A 17264-nucleotide genomic window follows, 5' to 3' on the forward strand; every position below is an offset into this window, starting at 1 on the left:
GGTACTCACCGGCACTCGCATATCGTCTCTATGGGACCGACTTACTAGAAATAATAGTCAAACATATGTTCAACAAAAGCAACACAAAAACCATCAGGGACCGCAAAAATTGTCCCTGAGTGGTGATGAAACGCCTCCAAGTTTTTTCTGAAAGTCGCAGATTGAGCCGCGATGATCCTTTCAACATCTGGAGGGACCCATGCGACACCACTATCTTCTGACACCTGTTCTGCTGCTGGCCCTCTCGGCCTGCGCTACCAAACCGCCCGAGCCTGTGGCGACAACAGGCATGGCCAATCCCGAGCTTGCGCTACAACGCGCCATTGCCACGACCGACGCGGATCTGGCCCAGCTCGGCACGTTGCGGCCGACCCCGCCTCCCATGACCCCGGATCCCGGGCTGCCCGCTGACCTCAAGCGTCAGGTCTGGTTTGTCTGGCAAGGCCCGCTTGAGCCTGCGGTCCGCAAGCTCGGCAAAGACATCGGCTACAGCGTGACCGCATTCGGCCCGCACCGGAAGGTCATTGTCCAGATCAATGCCGTAGCCCCGGTGATTGACCACCTGCGCACGCTCGGCGAGCAGGCGGGAGATCAGGCCACCGTCTCTGTCGATCCCCTCTCCCACGCAATCTCGGTGACGTATCATGGCTGATCGCGCCCTGCTCTGCGGCCTCGCAACGGCTGCCTTCCTCGCATTCCCGTCTCTCGCAGGTGCAGCCAACACCGGCACTATCATGCCGTCCACAAGCTCTCTTCCTCCGCCAGCCCGGAGCGGAACGCTCGTTTCCATGCCAAACCCGCCTGAGCCGGGCGCGGATCAGATCAACGCCAATGATGAGGCCCTCGGCAATCCTGCCAACACCCCGGTCACGGGCGCGCTTCAGCTCGACCGCATCACAGGCGGTGAGGCCCCACCGTCTCTCGAAGCCTTGCAGGACGCGCGACCAAACGATGAAGCCGGCGACGACCTCAAGCCAGGCCGACGCGAGCAGATCCGGCAGGCCGCGCTGACCTACGGGGCACAGGGCGGACAGGCAGCGCGGTCTTTCGCCATCAATGAAATGCTGCGCCACAACGAGCCAATCCTCGACACCACGTTCGATTTCCGCCCCTTCGTCCTGCCGGTCGGTGATGGTCAGACGCTGATGCAGCCCCCGATCGTCAGTCAGGCGCAGATGGCCTTCGCCCTGAACGATACCGGCACCATCGCTCATGAGAGCCGCTGCGTTTTCGAGATTACCCGTGAGGCGCAGCTCACCTCTGCCGCGCCGAACTGGCGGACCTATCTCGTCCGCTCCTGGAACAAGCCGCGTCATCCGGCCTCATCCGCTTTGCCTCACACGGACAAGGAAGTGCGGCACTGGAACGACTGGGTAGCTGAAGGCTGGGCATCCGGAGAAAAGGTGGCTGATGAGATCTACCTGTCCGATCTCTCCCTACTTCAGCGCGACATCACGGGCATGGCCCGCTACCGCGTGCTTCTGCGGGCCGGTCGTGTCGAAGAGCCACGCGTGGTCTTCGAGAACCGTCAGGCCGTGGGCGGCGGCGACAGTCTGCATCTTGGCGACCGTGTCATCCGCATCACCGGACAGCCCGGCCTCCAGGCCCGCACCCGCGTCGCCTATCCGGAGGACTGCCGATGAGCGCCGTCCTCAGACTGCGCGACACCGAAACCTGGGCACACGAGCGGGCGAAGCGCGAGTACCCTTGGGTTGCTGAAGCCCGGAAACATGCACCCGGTCTCGATGACTTTTTGAAATGGGCGCATGGCCTCGGCGCGTCGCGTATTGACCTGCTGACCGGACATCGGGCCACGCTCACGGTTCATGGCCGCAACCGCTACGCCACCATGGACCCCACGACATCGCTGGATCTCAAGCAGATCGTGGATCACGTCTATGGCGCGGACGGCTCGGCGCGCGTGCTGATCAGCCTTCAGCTCGATACGGCCTATAGCGTTACGCTCAACCGTCGTGAGTCCCTGCGCTTTCGTATCAACATTTTCCCCGTGCAGACCATGCGCGGCCCGGGCATGAATCTTGTCCTGCGGCCGATCCCGACCCTGCCGAAGAGCCTGGACGAGCAGCGCGTCGAGCAGGAGATCCGCGACACGAACCTGCTCAGAAGCGGCATGGTTCTCACGGGAGGATCGACCGGATCGGGCAAGACCACGTTGCAGTTCGGGCTGATCCACGAGCGGCTGATGGATCCGACCGTCTCATGCAACATCTCCACGGGCGAGCAGCCGATCGAGTTCCTTTTCGACAGCCTCAAGCCTCCCAACGGCAACCGGATCACCCAGACGGAGATCCGACCGCCAAACATGACGCCGCCGCTGTTTGTCGAAGGCTCCATGCGCCGCGAAAACTCGGATCTGGTGCTGGGCGAGTGTCGTGACGGCCCGACCATGGAGGCGGCCATCAACTGCGCCATCACGGGCGGCAAGCTTTCCACCACCATCCATGCCGACAACGGCCCCCTCATGATCCAGCGCTCGATTGCGCTGTGCCCCCGGGCCGAGCGGGACAATCTCGTCAGCGCTCTGGCGCAGTCGCTGCGCTTCGTCATCAACCAGCGTCTGTTGGATCGCGTCGGCGGCGGACGTGTCGCGGTGCGTGAATACCTGACCTTTCATCAGGATCTCCGCCGTCAGCTCATGCGCACCGAAAGCGAGCTTTGGCCCGATCTCGTGGCTCAGGCCATCGACAGCGACGGCCAGAGCTATGCGGTCGCCATTCGCAAGGCTCTGGAAGACGGGCTGATCACCGAACAGACGGCCAATGAGGCCTGGAGGAGAGACGCCTGATGTGGCGCGCAACCGCAAAACCTGTCCGTCTGGCCATCCTTGATGGCCGGGCCTGTCTGCCGCTTCTCGTGACGGTCACGTACTGGAGCTGGACGACGCTGTATATTGGCGTCCTCGGGACCGCCCTGTTTGCAACGATCAGCTTCTTTGGGCTGACGCTGCCGGCTGCCCTCAGAACCGTCCGCCGCCTCATCACCGGCCCCGTCCGGTCTGGTCGGCCGACCTGGAAGCGGAGGCGCTACGGATGACCGCCTCTCCTGCCATCGGCGTGCTTTCAGACGTTCTGGTCCGTGCTATCGACCGCAAGGGCCTCAGCGTTCTGTTGAGGGATGCCACCAACTCAACCCCCTGCGCCAGCACGGTCGCGGCGTCCAGCAGCGGTTTCCTGCCAGCCTTCCTGATCACCGCCGAGGCGCTGTGGTTTGAAATGACGCGGCACGGTTTTGGCCTGAAGCTGGTCGATGATCCTGAAGCCGCCCTCGGCGTGACCGTCATCGACCATGACGCGCAGTCAGCCGTCACGGTCCTGCTCTGCCTGCTCGATGTGCTGGACGCGCTCCCGGTTCAGAACGGCCAGATCAATCTGTGTGATCTGACCGGCCTCTGGCAGGCGAGCATGGCGCGTCTTCAGCCTGTCTCCGTCCAGAAGGAGCAGGCCACATGAAAACCCGCCTTTTCTTTCCGTTGGCCCTAGCGGCCCTCCTGGCGGCCCCGGCTGCCTCGGCCGACGACGGCGGACGCCAGATTGCGGCCTGCCTGAAGGAGTCCGCTCATAACGCGCATGTGCCAGCGGGCGTCATGCTGGTCCTGCTCTATGTCGAAGGCGGCCATCCCGGTCAGGCCGTGCAGAATACCAACGGCACGTCCGACCTTGGCCCCATGCAGGTCAATACGATCCATGTTCCCGAGATTGCGCGCCACTGGCACACCACCCCGTCCCGCGCCTACGCGGCGTTGCGGAACAATTCCTGCGCCAATCTTGAAGCGGGCGGCTGGATCCTCGGGCAGGAAATGACCAAGGCCCGGGGCGACCTCTGGCAGGCCGTGGCGGGCTATCACTCCCATACGCCCCGCTTTGGCACGGCCTATCTTAAGCGCTTTTACGAGATTTCCCAGACCCTGATCCGCACCAGCCATCCAGGAGACCCGGCATGAGTGGCACAGTTTCGCGGTCCTCAGGCACACGCTCGTCCGGGGAAATCACCCTGATGCTGGCCGGTGTTGCGCTGTTGGGCATGGTTGTCCTGGCCTATATGGTCTGGTCAACATTCCACACCGAGATCAGCCGTTTCTACTGCAAGGCCCTGATCTGGCAGATCGGCATCCTGTCGCCGACGCCCGAGCTGGCGCATCTGAATATCCAGCTTCATCAGGCCCTGCACCATCCGGCATCCATTCGTCTGATTCAGCTCTATTACGGCCTGTCCATCGTCGGGATGCAACTTCGGTGGGTTGCGGTCCTGGTCGGTGGAATCTGCGCGGGCCTGTGCCTCTTCTTCGGGGAGAACAAGGCGCTGCGGGCCGTCCTCGATCTCGAAGGCCTGATTGCCGTGCAGGCAAAAATGTTTCCGACCCTGCGGGGGTTCGCCAAGCGCCGCATCACCCGGCTGGTTGCGCCGTCCACCGGGGCACCTCTTCCGGCCGATCCCGCCCTGACGGCTGACGAATGGCGCAGCAGCTTTGCCACGGCCGCTGATGGCAGTTTCAGTGAGGTTTGCGCGCAGGAGGCGTTCGAGCGTCAGCTCGGCCCGCACTACACAACAGCCGGACCCGTCGCGACACCACCTGCGGCTCAGGTGCTCTTTGCGGCCTTTGCGCTGCACAAACTCAAGCGTCGCGATGAGGCCATGACCCTGCTCGGTCAACTGTCTGAAGGTCTGGCAGACGCAGGACTTGATGGCGATACCGGCCCGAAGGTCAGCCTGAAGGTGCCCGCAGACGTCCTGAAGACCGCGCAGGACTTCCTTGCAGACCCCGAGGTGCAGGCCACGATCGCGCAGAGCTGTGACCGTCACGGATGGACCACGACCGCCCTCATGACGCTTCTGTGCGATGCCCGATTTGAAGCTGGCGTGCTGGCGCCTCCGGCATTCGCCATCGTCAAGCTGATCGACCGGCCGCTTTGGTACGCCCTGCACTCCCTGGGCTACCCGAGCGAAAATCCCAACGAAGACGTGCATCCCAATCCCCGGATCGAAGCCGCTGGCGCCCGCGCCCACTGGTCCGAGGAACAGCGCCTGCGTCGCCCCCTCTACATCCCGGTGCTTGATCGCGCCCTTTCCACGCTCCGCTCCGCCTGAAGGACAGTTTCATGACCCGCATCATTCTCCAGCATGGCCAGAACGCACCCCTCACGCTCGACATCGAGGAGGGCAGCACGGCTCCGATCCATCTTCATTTTTCGCAAGCCCTGCCTGTCGCGGCCCCTCTGGCAGAGATCGCCCCGGTTGGACCTCAGGCCGCTCCGGCCACCAGGATCCGCCGCTTTCTGCCGGTTGCCGCGACAGCCGCCGTCTGCGCAGGTCTGTTGTACACCTTCGGCGGCCTGCACGCCTCCGCGCCTGCGATGCCTGAATCTGCGCCTCTTCCGCCATTGCCCTCCAGCGGCCCGCTGGAGACGCAGCCGCAAGGTCCGGCACCGACCGCACCACAGCAGATCCTGAAGGCGCTGCATCAGCCCGCCCATCTGGAAATGCCGCCGTCCGCGCCAGCACAGGCTGGCTCTCCGTTCGGCCTGGAGAACTAAGGGCATGACGGCTCGTCAGATCGGCGCACCGCTTGGCCACCAGCAGGTCGAGCGGGGAAAGACATACCGCGACACGCGCCCGTTCTGGACAAAGACAAAGGAGGAGCTTCGCTCCCCTCTGGCTGGTTGGCTCGGCCTCGTGGGGGTCGGTCTGGGCTGGTTCGTGCCTGCCATTGATGGAGCGCTGATCCTCGCGGCGCCTGCCGTGGCAGCCTGGGTTGTCCTCCGTCCTGATCGTCTTCCGCTCCATATGCCGCGCTACAGCGGGCTGAAGGATGCGAACGATCTCAATCCCAAGGATCGCAAACCCCGCCAGGCCAACGGCATTCTTTATCTCGGCACCGAGGCGCGTACCCGTCGCCAGCTCTGGATGACGTCCGACGCGGCCCGTCAGCACGCGGCCATTCCGGGCACCACCGGGTCCGGCAAGACCACGGCCATTGTGTCTCTGATGACAAATGCCCTCGCGCATGGCTCGGGCTGCATTTTTGTGGACGCAAAAGGTGATAACACGGTTTATGGCGATGTTCTGGCACTCGCACGCCGCTTCGGGCTGGACGACCAGGTGCTGGCGCTGAACTTTCTCGCCGCCTCCGGTACGCGGGATTCCAACACGTTCAATCCGTTTGCCACCGGAAACGCGGATGCCATCCGCGAAATGCTGGTTAGCCAGCTTGGCGAGCAGTCGGCGAATGACTCCAACGGCGTCTTTCGTGACCGTGCTGTCGGCCTCATCGGCACAGTGGTTCCGGCCCTCGTCTGGATGCGCGACACACATGGCATCCCCATCAATATCGACGCCATCCGCTATGCCACCGACCTGCGCTGGATTGGCACTCTTGCGCGGCACAAGGTCTTCCTTATCCGTAATCCCGGATCCAATCAGGCCATCGAGCGCAGGGTCGAAGACATTCCGGACGATGTGCTGTGGCCGCTTCAGGCGTATCTCGGCGAACTGCCCGGCTATGATTCCTCTCTGGAATGGAACGCGCAGAAGGAAAACAAGCCGTCCGAGCAGCACGGCTATGCCAAGATGTATTTCTCGCGCGTCTTCACCCAGCTTGGCGTCAGCCTCGGGCATATCTTCAGCGCCGAGACGGCCGACATCATCATGCGCGATGTGGTGCTGAACCGCCGCATCCTGATCGTCATCCTGCCGTCTTTGGAAAACTCGTCAGACAGTCTGGCAGGCTTGGGCAAAATCGTCGTGGCCTCGCTGCGCGGTGTGATGGCCCAGCTCCTCGGTGCGAAGCTGCACGGCTCTGCCAGCGAAGTGTTCAAGCTGAAGGCCGGTGCCGGTGATGCGCCATTCCAGATCTTCTTCGATGAGTTGGCCGCCTATGTGACGGACGGCATGGACCGGATGCTCGCCATGGGCCGTGGCCTGAACTGCATGTTCTGGATCTCGTTTCAGGACTTACCCGGCCTGACAGCCCGGATTGGCGAAAAGGCCTTCTCCCTTCTCGGCAACGCAAACCTGACCCATGCACTACGGCTTCAGGATGCCATGAAGACCCGTGAATGGCTGGAGCAGCAGGCCGACAAGGTTGAGGTGACACAGGCAACGCGCGTGGAGAATGACGGCTATGGATATTACAACGGCTCAGGCGCTGAGGTCCGCGAAGTCTCCCGCCTCCCCTGGAACGATCTGCAAAGCCTGATCGAGGGTGAGGCCGTCACGATGTTCGGCGGCCGGGTCATTCATTCCAAGACCTTCTTTGCCGACATCAATGGACGCTCAGGCGAAGTACGACGCGCCCGTCCGGTCATGCTGCCGTCTCCCAAGACCGGCCATGGTGTGGATCCGGATGCCGAGACATGGGGCATTGTCGAAACGCTGGAAAACGGCGACTTCCAGATCGAGACGGCCAGTTCGGCCTTCCCACCAGCGGTCGCTGCCCTGATTGGCAGGATCGCGAATGAAAACCATCGGGACAGCAAGGCCCTCATGGGCGATGTCAGTACCACCCTGACAGATCTTTCAGACTACCTTCGCGCCACTACGGCTCACGGTCATGGAGAAGGTAACACGCCGTTCGCGGGGATGCTGGCCTGGGGCCGCGTCCAGCGCGACGACAACAAGGATGAAAGCCTGGTTCCAGCGCAGCCCATGGACGGGGCGTTTCTGGGGAAGGTTGAACAATTGGAGCGCCTTGTTGGCAGTCGGACAGGGCGGACGCCTCGACGCCGCGCCGTGCTCGTTCTGGCGACACGTGATCAGCTCAGCTCTCTTCCGGCCGATACGTCTGGAGCGAAAGGGGAGAGCGAAAAAGAGATCTTGGCAGCCTTCCGCAAGTTGGGGGGCAGGCTGCAGGCGTGAGCGGTTATCTTAGATGGGTACGGGATAAAGTAAGTAAGTTAGTTGGCGTCCTAACCGTCGCGATCGAAGTATAGGGGCCTCCCCTGCTCGCAGGAAGCGATAAACCGAGCCGTCATTTTTTCGGGTGCCAAAGGTACAAAAGGAGCATTTATCTTCTTGGCTTGCGTCTTCAAAACGGCAAGACGCAAGCCCGCTCCCCCTATCCAGTCTAAAATTTCATTTTCGACACTCTCTGTGTCAAATGTACAAACGTTAACCAAACCGCACGACCGAGCGATCTGCTCAATGCCCTGAGTAGACGACAAGTTAACTTCCTGACATCCGGTAGATACGTATGCTCCGTTATCTACTATCACGATTGATAGATTATCTGGTCCGAATTTCGCAACAGATGCCAGTCCTCCCAGATTCATGAGAAGGCCGCCGTCGCCTTCAAATACGAGAGTACGCAAACCGCTCGCAGTAGCTACACCTAACCCGACGGGAATTGTCATACCCATCGACCCAAGAAGATAAAATGATCTCGGACTATCGGCCACGGAATATGCAAGGTTCGCTAAATCACCCAAGGGAAATATAAACTGGTGATCAGGGAAAAACGATGGGAGGAGCGAAAGTATTTTAGCAAGTCTATCCATAGCTAATTCTCTCCCCAGAGGGCCACACACGGTAGTCTGTTGTTAATCGCTTTGCTTTTCGAAATAGATAGGGCTTCAGTGAAATCAATTGCCGTACAGGTCATTGTCATGGCCCCAAGCGCTGCAACCGCAACCCTGGTAGCATTCCCAACGGGTCTCTGGGTAAGATTATGGTCTGAAGTGCCACCCCGCATACTTATCAAGCATACCAAAGGTATTCGATAGGCGACTGCAAGAGATCCTAAGCAGTTAAGAGAATTAAGTAGGCCTGAAGATTGCATTAATACAATTGGAACGACCCCGCCAAGTGCTAGACCGCACCCGGTAGCGATTGCTTCCTCTTCACGAGAAGCCAAAATTAAGGTTTCGCAAGCTCTTTCGTCGAACACCTTTTTAAACCGCGAACACGGTACGTAAGTCGCCGCACGGAACCCATTGCGAGTAATTGCTATGTTGAGAGAGTGCTTCATCTTGCGACCTCTGCATCATGAACTGATCTCAAACCGACCCACGGAGCAACCACACAAAGGAAGAAAGCAACCAATGCCAACAACAATAATAATATATTTATAGGTATCTCTCTTATAAATGAACCTACTACAGCAGTAGAACACCCACTTCCAATATTGAATGCAGCGCCGAGAGACGCATTCAATTCAGTATGGAACTCCTCATTATAAAGCGCTGATACTAGCATGTAAGAAGAAACAAAAATTGGTGTCATGCCATAACCGAACATAATTGCTGATAATACTTCTGTGAAAATATTATCAGCAATGGAAAATAAGAACAAAGAAACGGTTAATGGGACCCCATAATATATTATCTTCTTACGTTCGTCGGCTTTGTACGGAGACAGGCGATCTCCACATGATGCCGAAATTGCCCCTGAGAGAGATATTACACCAAGAATAACCCCTGAAATCGCCTGACTCTTCGTATAAGAAGAAGCCCACGCAGGCAGCACGATCGTAAGAGTACCGATGCTAATTCCTATCCCCAAGGATGGAAGCAGTAACCCAACACTTTTCAAAGAGAAATATAGCCGAAAGGAGTTTATGCCACGATTTCCGCAGCTCTCGTTCTGCTCGATTTGGGATTGCTTCCGATTAATCGAAAACAATTTTTTTGCATCTGAGTTCTTACCGACCTGAACGACAATGTAACTACCTACAAAGCCCGCGATGGATCCCAGAGGAACTCCCCATTGAGGCCCGATTGAAACCCATATTATCGAGGTTAATATTGGCGTCAGTGCGAATACAGCTTCCTCCATCACCGAATCTATTGAATGCAAAAATTTTTTTTCGCTTGGGGAGCCTGATATTTGATTCCACGCCGATCGTACCACCGCCCCAGTAGGCGGAGCAGAAATTGCTCCCAATGCAATCAATAAGAATGCGAAAATAGTACTATGAAGATAAAATGAAGAAGCAATGCAAAGGCAAAATGATATACTACTAACGATCGCCATGGATACAATTATAACACTGGGGGAGTAGTTTTGTATTATCCTTGATTTAACCGGACCTGATAGCGATACTGCAATCATAAATATTGTTGATGAAAACCCCGCCGAAGCGAAGTCGTTTTTTGACGCGAAATAGGTTATAAGCCCAAAGGGTATCATGCCAGCGGCTATACGCGACGCACACATTGCCGCAAGAATTGAGGCGACACCTCGTTTGCGTAGAACCGACATACGACCCAATCGTTGCGCAGAGGTCATCAATCACGCTCCATAATCACATGGCTGCACGATGCCCAGGTCGACAGTTTCTGTAGCAGCAGCTCAATTTCGTCAGGGGAGATTGAGTCATCGAATTCTTGAGCTTCAATGAAGAGCGTTTCACCCGATTTCCGAGGCGCTACTCGACCGACTATTCTGTGCCCTTTTAAGACCGGCATTCCAAAGTAGCCGAATTTTCGTTTTAATTTGGGCTTATAGCTCTCCAAAATATAATCTCGTTGAAAGAGATTTTTCTGGCGTCCTCGTGACCATACGAGTGAGTCGAGGGGAGAAATAGCTACGATACTTTCGGCAGAAAAGGACATTTCTATATCCTTTGAGATGTACCAAATTGCCGCAGACCCCTCGACCATTACCCTTTCATATTCACTTTCTATTAGAATTTTACGAGCTTCTGGCAGGCTAATCTTGAAATAGTCCGCGACATCTCGATCTGTTGCTATACCAAGTGCGCGCATCGACAAATCAACCACATGCCTCAAACCGAGATCATCGCAGTGGCGAGAACTTCTTATTGGATAAGGTATGCTCTCGGTAGGAAGACTATATATGCGTTGCCAACGGCTATTGCGGCTCGTGCATACAAGGTCGCCTACGCTGAGCAGCCACTCACATGCCCAACGTGTCGCCGATGCTCTATTCCAGCCTTTGCCAACACTCGGCTCCAGTTCGGTCATTGTCTTCGGCCCTTCAGCCGAGATCACTTTCAGTACGCTCTTGCAGACAAGCTTATCAACTTCGGGACCAATGAAGCCTGAGGCCCTTAGCCTTCTGCGACGCCACTCCATATGAGGCCATAGCGACATTGGCATAAGTGAATGAGCGTGCCCCCATGTCTCGAAGTGTTCGGTGCTGACGTCAGTTTCTTTACACGATATTCCTCGGCTCAAGAAAACCAACTCATGAGATCTGCGAACCGCCCGAATAGCATCTATTTGAATGCATCCGAGTTTTTCTAAAACCGTTTGTGAACTTGTCTCTTTGTCAATATTTCGCGTAAGTAGTTGTGCAGAAACGGCTATTTTCTGTGCTTCTGACAATGATATATACTGTATATTTTGGTGACTCACTCAGGAAATTCCGAATTGTTTTGCAATTCACGCTGGAGAAATGTGACGCTACTTCTCCAGCGCGCTCTCTATTCTATGCTAAAACGAGCTTGTCATCTTTACTGTCTTCATGAAGACGTCGTTCAACCTTTGTGGGGTCGAAGGTTGAAACGCTGCACGGACCAAAACCTACGCGAACGCTTTCAAGTGGAATCTCAGCGGTAGGATCGTCCAGATTTGCCCCACTGAGCCGGACTATCGTGACAGCATGAGATGCAAAATCTTCAATGCTATTGTATTCAAAGAATGGAGGGCGGGCAAATAATGCGACGAACGCAATATCTGTTTCGTCAACCGTTACTCCCCGCGGCCCAGGACCAACCTTGATATACTTGGTGACCTCAAGGCTATCGAGGTTTATCACAGCCATCGAGTTATCACGTTCGAGCGTGACAAGCGCATGCTTACTGTCGTTTGTGAAGGCTACTGCACGTGCTCCGCTGGCCCGCAGAGAAACATTCTCGACAACTTCGTCCTTGTCGAGGTCAACAACGGGCACGAACCGTGGGGTATTGCACGCTACCAGGGCAATATTCCGCGTCTTATCGACATTGAGGCTATACGGGAAGGTATCTTCCCCGATAGTAATTTTTTTCAGCAACTTGACTGAATCAATGTCGCCCGCATCCAAGCCTGAAACGTCTATTTTCGCGAGTGCACCCTCACCCCAAAGACAGACATATGCATTGCCGCCTGCAACAATCATGTGGCGGGGATCTCGTCCCACCTCAAGTTCAAGCACTTCACGTCGCTCATTTAGGTCGACCACGGAAATCGTATCTGAGCCCGAATTGGAAACAAGAAGGTATTTATTATTTCCAACAAGGTGAAGGCCGCGCGGCCCTGATCCAACCTCAATGCGTCCGACCTCTTTATGCGTTAACGCATCAATTTCAGAGACAGTATTGGTGCTTGTATTCGAAACAAATCCCCGGCCATCAGGAGTGAATTTAACACTTCCCCGGGGGGCATTTCCAACTCGAATCTGCGCAACGCGTTCGAATTTGCCGTTTTGGTTCCGAATTACTGTAAGAAACCCTGAATCAGTGTCGGTTGAATAGACGTCCATGACTTTTGTTCCTCCGTAGATTATTTACAGGGAGACATTTACTATTCTTTATTTTTGGTTAGGAAGAAGAATCTACCTGATTATTTTTCTCCCTACCCATGGTTACTATCAGTGACGCCAAAAAGAATTTACAACAAAAAATTTCATCATCACGAAAGAGTGAATATACAAGTTTCGCATCTGGCTGCCGGACCCATATTTGATTGCTTTTCGTAAATCATGCGTCGGAAAACCAGCAAACGAATGTACCGATGCGTTTCTGAAACAAGGTGCCGCACCTGTTTTCTGTCCAGAACAGATATTGCTCGATACCGTTGAGAGGCGGGGCCCACTGTAATGCTCTAGCCAGCATTCCTGTCTCTCTCCCATTCTTGTGCTACACGAGGGCCGATAAATGCACCGAAACCCTTTTAATTCGATCAGCACGCAAATCGCGCTCTTGTTGTGACATTGTGACCCGATGATTGGTCATCATCACCTCGATTTTCTGATCCAACTCTTTGAGCCTCGGAGTTGCCGTCTTCTCCAACATGTTCGCCAGCACGCGGTTGGCCACCTCACGTCCGTAATCTCGGCCATCCTGCGCCATTTCTTCCTGCATCTTGCCGAGACGGATCAGCTCCTGAACGTGCTTTTCCCGTTCCTCCTGCGACGTGAAGGGCAGATCCATGCCAAGCGCCTTGTAGGGCTTATTGGACATACCCTTGGCCACATGATTCCACAGATCGTCGCTGGTGATCTCCGTCGTATCACCGAGCGCGCGCCCGTTGCGCACGGCCTCAAACGTCGCGCCGTCTGAGATCATGGTCCAGGTCGTCCCCTTGGCCCGGCTTTCTGCCACGTAGGACGTAAACCCGGTTGCCGTCGCCACGCCTCGTGGGAGTGCGTTGATATGCTCGTCTGAGGTGAGGCCCTGGGCGGCATCAATGGTCATGGCATGACCGAAGCCAAGCAGGATCCGGCCGGTCTTGTGGTCCTTCAGGCGACGCCATTCAACATCCGCCTCCCGTCCGTCCTTCATCCGGACTTTCAGGCCATCCTTGCCGTGCGAGACAACCTCCACGACATCCCCATTGTTGCCAACGGTGGTCCCTGTTCCTTCGACCGCCCCCCAGGTGCGCCGGAAAAGGCGCAGCCTATCGCCGGCAGCGACCTGAAGCTCATAGGTTTCGCCACGCTGATCGACCGCATCCAGTGTCACTTCATCCCGGGAAATCTCGCCACGGTTCTGCAGGATCCTGCGCACAGCGCGGCTGAGGTCGGCCGCGTCCTGGTTGGTCAGGGCCGACATGCTAATTCCGCGCTTTGATCCGGACGCGGCCAGAGCGTCGCGGCGCGTGACATAAAGGTCAGCGATTTTTTGCAACACCTCATCCTGATCGCCACCGACGAGACGGATAGTCCCGTCCTCGCGCTTCATGTCGATGGCGCGGCGGACTTCCTCAAAGTGAAAGGCGTTGCGCGGATCGTCCGCATTTTCCTGATCCCGGTTGGCATAGGCGGCCTTCCCTTTGGGGCGACGCGCCTCCAGTGCATCCGCACTCGGCTTCTCGCCACGAAACAGTCCGGCGATCTCACGATTGCGGGCCGTTGTCTGGCGGACCGTGGACAGCAGCTCCGGCATATCCTCCTTGGCCAGAACCCTGCGTAGGATCTCGACAGTATCACCGGCCTCAATGGATTGAGCCTGCTCCCGGTCGCCCAAGGCCTTGATGGTGCAGCCGCTCGCGCGTTGCAGCTCCAGAAGCTGAAGCATCTGGCGCGGTGCGATCTGGCCGACCTCGTCAATGACCAGAACCGTGTTCTCGTCCACGGTCTGCTCGCCTTTCTCAAGGCGGCTCAGGAAGGGCATCATAGCGTAGCGCTGATGGATCCCGGCATCGCCAAGCGCATCCGCCTGACGCCAGGCCGTCGCAAGGCCAATCATCTCACGGCCCTTCTCCGAGAAGCGGGTATCGCGCTTCCAGGCATCCACAAGCGGCTGAAGCAGCGTTGTCTTACCGGAGCCGGCAACGCCCGTGAGCATCGAAATCTTTCCGGCCTTCCCCAGGGCGTAGATCGCCGCCTTCTGGGACTGGCCGTGTTCGTTGTCGAAATCGAGGTCGCATCGCGCGATGGCCTCTGTGAGTTGGGCGTCCGAAAGGGAAGCAGTGCGATCCGCCGAGGCCCGAACGGCCTCCCTGGCGAGGGTCTCCTCGACACGGATCTGGGCCGTGTTGGTGACGCGCATCCGATCATTCTTCACGCACGACACAAGGCTCACCTGTTCGCCCCGAACCTCAAGGCCTTTGTCCTCGATCAGTTTGACAACCTGGTCGATGTCTTCAATGCCCCCGGGGATGCCCGCTCCGATGAGGCCGCGAGCGGCGTACATCCTCAGCTTGTCATGATCGAGAACGGCCGCCGTCTCAAACTCCTTGCCGAGATGCTTGGCCGCAAACGCGTAGGCCTGCTCATGCCGGTCCGCGACAGATAACTCCTTGGCCTCAGCCATGCCCATGACGCTGTGATGCTCCCAGCCAATCGCAGCGGCGCGTTCGCGCCAGGCCTGAACGTCGTCAGCGGATTCATTCTTCTTCTGCCTGTGCGCCAGACTGGCGGCCTTGAGCATCTTGTTCTTCAGCTCGGCCGTCATGGTGTTCCAGTCGTGCCCCTCCTTCTCGGCATAGGCCCGAGCGGATCGCGTCACCTCGGCCGTGCGGCTGGAAAAAGCGTCACAGGCCTCCTGCGGAACGGCGGAGATAACAGTCGCCTGCTCCTTGGCGTCGTAGGACTGCTCGATCCCTAGTTTGCGCAGCTCATCCGCCAGTTCCGCCTGGAAGAAGGCTCCGAACTCATGCACGCGAGAGCGCAGGCGCTTGGTGTCCAGCGAGCCCACATGACCGCTCTCTGTCACAACCACATTGTAGAGCGAGTTGTGGATGTGCATCTGCGGATCGCCCCCGGTCGGGGCCTCACGCAGATAGGTGGTATCGGTCTCGGCATCATGCAGGGTCAGGGTCGGGCGCGACGTGCGGTGACGGTAGGACGTCCAGGCGACCTCCCCGGCTTCTTCTCCGTCTTCCCCGCCATGCCCACGTCGGGCAAAGCCAAGCTCGCGGGCCACATACTGCATGGTTGCGTCATTGGCCCGTTGCACAGCGTTCCAGATGGCGGCCCCTTCGGCCTGCGTGGGCGCGAGCTCGGCAGCCAGCGTGACCGACTTGTGCGGGGCCATGGTCAGATCATAGGCGCTGATCTTTCGCTTTGCCTGAGACCATTGCTCGCCATTGTCAGCGCGCTTGCCCTCGAACAGGGCCGCAAGTGTTTCGGTCGTGGGCATGGCGCGCCGATCCACGCCGAGGACGTCCGCCATCTGCTGGCTCATGCCCGGATTGAACGAGGCCCGGCCATCGCGGCCGAGATAGTAATTCGTGAGGCGCTGACCATCACCGTCCGGCACCTTGCCGGTGTCCGTGCGGAAATCGTGCTCCGGATCCGGTGCCCCTTCGGTGAAGTATGCGGCCACGAACTTGCCGTTACACTCCGCCGAAATCTTGCGGAAGGTCATCATGACGTGCGGCCGTCCTCTGCCTTCGGACGAACCTTACGGCCTTCAAGGAGGTCGTTGTTGCGGGCGGTCGTGTGGTCGATGCGCCTGATGACCGGCTCCTGATCCTTCATCAGCTCGACGAGGCGCGCAAGAATGTCGTCCAGTGTCGGGCCGTCTCCCTTCTCCGAGGGGGTCAGAAGCTCGATCAGGATACTCAGCTTTTCGCTGATGAACCGGATCTCTTCTCCTTGCTCGTCAGAGCGGGCGAGAAGGTTCTGAAGAAGCTCCCGATCCGAAACGTCGGTCTCGGGAGCGCGGTCGGGGGTCTGGGTCTGATCTGTCATGAGGGCAGGATAGAAAGCCCTCATGCGACTGAGATCATTTCGTCGCAGCCTTCGCTAGCGCCAAGGCTTTGTTTTCCGAAGCTCGCTGGACCCATTGTGCCAGACGGGTGCTTAGGGAGATGGCCTGATCGAGCTGCTGGAGGCCTTCATCAAGTGTCAGCGGTTCATTGAGAATCGCAATCTCTGCGCGATAGCTCCGCCACAGCGACCCCACCAGCTTTGCCGAACTCACCAAAGCCTGCATGTCTGCCTGATCGCAGTCGAGTAAGATCTCGTCCATGTCGCGCGCTTCGATCACGAGTGGCGCATTCGGCAGGCTTAAAACGACATAGCGGCCCGGTGCCTGAAAGCACGCCTTTAGGTGCTGTTGGTCTTCAAGGTTTTCAGATGAACCTCCTGGGAGCGCGTAGAAACCTGTCTCCCGGATGCGAGGAATAACCTCTTCTGTAATCCAGCGGCGGAAGCGTTTAGCGATTGGTTTCCGGGATACGAAAGAGAGATGATACGCGCCGCTCTCGGTGACACACACGACCTGCTGCGGGCCACCTGCGGTCTGAACTCGAATGAGAGTCTTTTCGTCATCGTCCAGTCGCTTCGCCGCATCGGCAGGCCCTTTGATTTCCAGCGCTCCGCAGATGTCCGCAATCAGAAACCATTGCCGCCCCTGGTAGGAGGCAGAGCGCAGCGTCGCTCCGGCGAAGATGAACTCAGACGACGTTTCAAGCGGTAGGCCACCTGCCTTCTGTTGCTCGTAGGTTGTCTCTGCTGCCGGTGTCACTGGCGTCTCCTTCGGGTTGGGACAGTGATCATGACAGCGTGGTCTGCGACTGAACCGATCGTCAAAAGCGCGACCAAAGGGTGAGGCTACTAACCGCACCCTTTTCCTCTTTTGCCTCTCGGCGGCGAAGCCGTCCGCACCAACGGTGCAATGGTCTATGAAGAAGCTCTTT

Annotated in this window: 16 protein-coding genes; 9 read left to right on the top strand and 7 right to left on the bottom strand. The window is 57.7% G+C overall.

Annotated elements, in window-relative coordinates:
• The first annotated feature begins 199 nt into the window (after positions 1 to 199).
• From GAL01_RS11050 to GAL01_RS11090, 9 genes are read left to right on the top strand one after another with little or no spacing between them, the layout of a single operon-like run.
• Positions 200 to 652 carry a DotD/TraH family lipoprotein gene (locus GAL01_RS11050; RefSeq protein WP_061500982.1) on the top strand — a complete coding sequence of 151 codons (453 nt, stop codon included), beginning with the start codon at positions 200 to 202 and terminating at the stop codon, positions 650 to 652.
• A complete protein-coding gene (locus GAL01_RS11055) occupies positions 645 to 1643 on the top strand; it encodes a type IV secretory system conjugative DNA transfer family protein (protein WP_082790647.1) in 999 nt (332 codons plus the stop codon). The genes GAL01_RS11050 and GAL01_RS11055 overlap by 8 nt, the downstream gene beginning before the upstream one ends.
• Positions 1640 to 2806 (top strand): type IV pilus twitching motility protein PilT, encoded by a 1167-nt coding sequence (locus GAL01_RS11060; RefSeq protein ID WP_062028337.1) that lies wholly within the window; start codon positions 1640 to 1642, stop codon positions 2804 to 2806. Before GAL01_RS11055 ends, GAL01_RS11060 begins: the two co-directional genes overlap by 4 nt.
• Positions 2806 to 3054 carry an IcmT/TraK family protein gene (gene icmT / locus GAL01_RS11065; protein ID WP_015074953.1) on the top strand — a complete coding sequence of 83 codons (249 nt, stop codon included), beginning with the start codon at positions 2806 to 2808 and terminating at the stop codon, positions 3052 to 3054. The genes GAL01_RS11060 and icmT overlap by 1 nt, the downstream gene beginning before the upstream one ends.
• Positions 3051 to 3470: a hypothetical protein gene (locus tag GAL01_RS11070; RefSeq protein ID WP_062028339.1), complete on the top strand. Its 420-nt coding sequence runs from the start codon at positions 3051 to 3053 to the stop codon at positions 3468 to 3470. Before icmT ends, GAL01_RS11070 begins: the two co-directional genes overlap by 4 nt.
• A complete protein-coding gene (locus GAL01_RS11075) occupies positions 3467 to 3961 on the top strand; it encodes a lytic transglycosylase domain-containing protein (RefSeq protein ID WP_062028341.1) in 495 nt (164 codons plus the stop codon). The genes GAL01_RS11070 and GAL01_RS11075 overlap by 4 nt, the downstream gene beginning before the upstream one ends.
• The gene (locus GAL01_RS11080; RefSeq protein ID WP_015074950.1) at positions 3958 to 5106 is read left to right on the top strand and encodes a secretion/conjugation apparatus DotM-related subunit; all 1149 of its coding nucleotides are present in this window, start codon (positions 3958 to 3960) and stop codon (positions 5104 to 5106) included. Before GAL01_RS11075 ends, GAL01_RS11080 begins: the two co-directional genes overlap by 4 nt.
• An 11-nt stretch (positions 5107 to 5117) precedes the next feature.
• Positions 5118 to 5552: a hypothetical protein gene (locus tag GAL01_RS11085; RefSeq protein ID WP_015074949.1), complete on the top strand. Its 435-nt coding sequence runs from the start codon at positions 5118 to 5120 to the stop codon at positions 5550 to 5552.
• 4 nt (positions 5553 to 5556) lie between these two features.
• A complete protein-coding gene (locus GAL01_RS11090) occupies positions 5557 to 7872 on the top strand; it encodes a type IV secretory system conjugative DNA transfer family protein (protein WP_062027316.1) in 2316 nt (771 codons plus the stop codon).
• A gap of 50 nt (positions 7873 to 7922) precedes the next feature.
• On the opposite strand, the gene GAL01_RS11095 is transcribed toward GAL01_RS11090, so the two are convergent.
• The 7 genes from GAL01_RS11095 to GAL01_RS11125 form a co-directional block, all read right to left on the bottom strand.
• Positions 7923 to 8510: a thiamine pyrophosphate-dependent enzyme gene (locus tag GAL01_RS11095; protein WP_016738535.1), complete on the bottom strand. Its 588-nt coding sequence runs from the start codon at positions 8508 to 8510 to the stop codon at positions 7923 to 7925.
• Between the two features lie 466 nt (positions 8511 to 8976).
• Positions 8977 to 10239, bottom strand: a complete 1263-nt coding sequence (locus GAL01_RS11100; RefSeq protein ID WP_082790599.1) for an MFS transporter — start codon at positions 10237 to 10239, stop codon at positions 8977 to 8979.
• A complete protein-coding gene (locus GAL01_RS11105; RefSeq protein WP_015074944.1) occupies positions 10239 to 11330 on the bottom strand; it encodes a DNA glycosylase AlkZ-like family protein in 1092 nt (363 codons plus the stop codon). Before GAL01_RS11105 ends, GAL01_RS11100 begins: the two co-directional genes overlap by 1 nt.
• Before the next feature lie 73 nt (positions 11331 to 11403).
• A complete protein-coding gene (locus tag GAL01_RS11110; RefSeq protein WP_062027314.1) occupies positions 11404 to 12438 on the bottom strand; it encodes a YncE family protein in 1035 nt (344 codons plus the stop codon).
• Between the two features lie 376 nt (positions 12439 to 12814).
• Complete coding sequence (gene mobF, locus GAL01_RS11115) at positions 12815 to 15991, bottom strand: MobF family relaxase (RefSeq protein WP_099253264.1); 3177 nt, start codon at positions 15989 to 15991, stop codon at positions 12815 to 12817.
• The gene (locus GAL01_RS11120; RefSeq protein ID WP_015074940.1) at positions 15988 to 16338 is read right to left on the bottom strand and encodes a hypothetical protein; all 351 of its coding nucleotides are present in this window, start codon (positions 16336 to 16338) and stop codon (positions 15988 to 15990) included. The genes mobF and GAL01_RS11120 overlap by 4 nt, the downstream gene beginning before the upstream one ends.
• A gap of 10 nt (positions 16339 to 16348) precedes the next feature.
• Positions 16349 to 17092, bottom strand: a complete 744-nt coding sequence (locus tag GAL01_RS11125; RefSeq protein ID WP_015074939.1) for a BRO-N domain-containing protein — start codon at positions 17090 to 17092, stop codon at positions 16349 to 16351.
• Between the last annotated feature and the right edge of the window lie 172 nt (positions 17093 to 17264).

This window comes from Gluconobacter albidus (genome assembly GCF_002723915.1).
In the GTDB taxonomy this organism is placed as follows: domain Bacteria; phylum Pseudomonadota; class Alphaproteobacteria; order Acetobacterales; family Acetobacteraceae; genus Gluconobacter; species Gluconobacter albidus.

Bases quoted from the DNA above. Each gene is read 5' to 3' on its own strand.
- GAL01_RS11050 (WP_061500982.1), top strand. From the start codon at position 200: ATGCGACACCACTATCTTCTGACACCTGTTCTGCTGCTGGCCCTCTCG.
- GAL01_RS11055 (WP_082790647.1), top strand. From the start codon at position 645: ATGGCTGATCGCGCCCTGCTCTGCGGCCTCGCAACGGCTGCCTTCCTC.
- GAL01_RS11060 (WP_062028337.1), top strand. From the start codon at position 1,640: ATGAGCGCCGTCCTCAGACTGCGCGACACCGAAACCTGGGCACACGAG.
- icmT (WP_015074953.1), top strand. From the start codon at position 2,806: ATGTGGCGCGCAACCGCAAAACCTGTCCGTCTGGCCATCCTTGATGGC.
- GAL01_RS11070 (WP_062028339.1), top strand. From the start codon at position 3,051: ATGACCGCCTCTCCTGCCATCGGCGTGCTTTCAGACGTTCTGGTCCGT.
- GAL01_RS11075 (WP_062028341.1), top strand. From the start codon at position 3,467: ATGAAAACCCGCCTTTTCTTTCCGTTGGCCCTAGCGGCCCTCCTGGCG.
- GAL01_RS11080 (WP_015074950.1), top strand. From the start codon at position 3,958: ATGAGTGGCACAGTTTCGCGGTCCTCAGGCACACGCTCGTCCGGGGAA.
- GAL01_RS11085 (WP_015074949.1), top strand. From the start codon at position 5,118: ATGACCCGCATCATTCTCCAGCATGGCCAGAACGCACCCCTCACGCTC.
- GAL01_RS11090 (WP_062027316.1), top strand. From the start codon at position 5,557: ATGACGGCTCGTCAGATCGGCGCACCGCTTGGCCACCAGCAGGTCGAG.
- GAL01_RS11095 (WP_016738535.1), bottom strand. From the start codon at position 8,510: ATGGATAGACTTGCTAAAATACTTTCGCTCCTCCCATCGTTTTTCCCT.
- GAL01_RS11100 (WP_082790599.1), bottom strand. From the start codon at position 10,239: ATGACCTCTGCGCAACGATTGGGTCGTATGTCGGTTCTACGCAAACGA.
- GAL01_RS11110 (WP_062027314.1), bottom strand. From the start codon at position 12,438: ATGGACGTCTATTCAACCGACACTGATTCAGGGTTTCTTACAGTAATT.
- mobF (WP_099253264.1), bottom strand. From the start codon at position 15,991: ATGATGACCTTCCGCAAGATTTCGGCGGAGTGTAACGGCAAGTTCGTG.
- GAL01_RS11120 (WP_015074940.1), bottom strand. From the start codon at position 16,338: ATGAGGGCTTTCTATCCTGCCCTCATGACAGATCAGACCCAGACCCCC.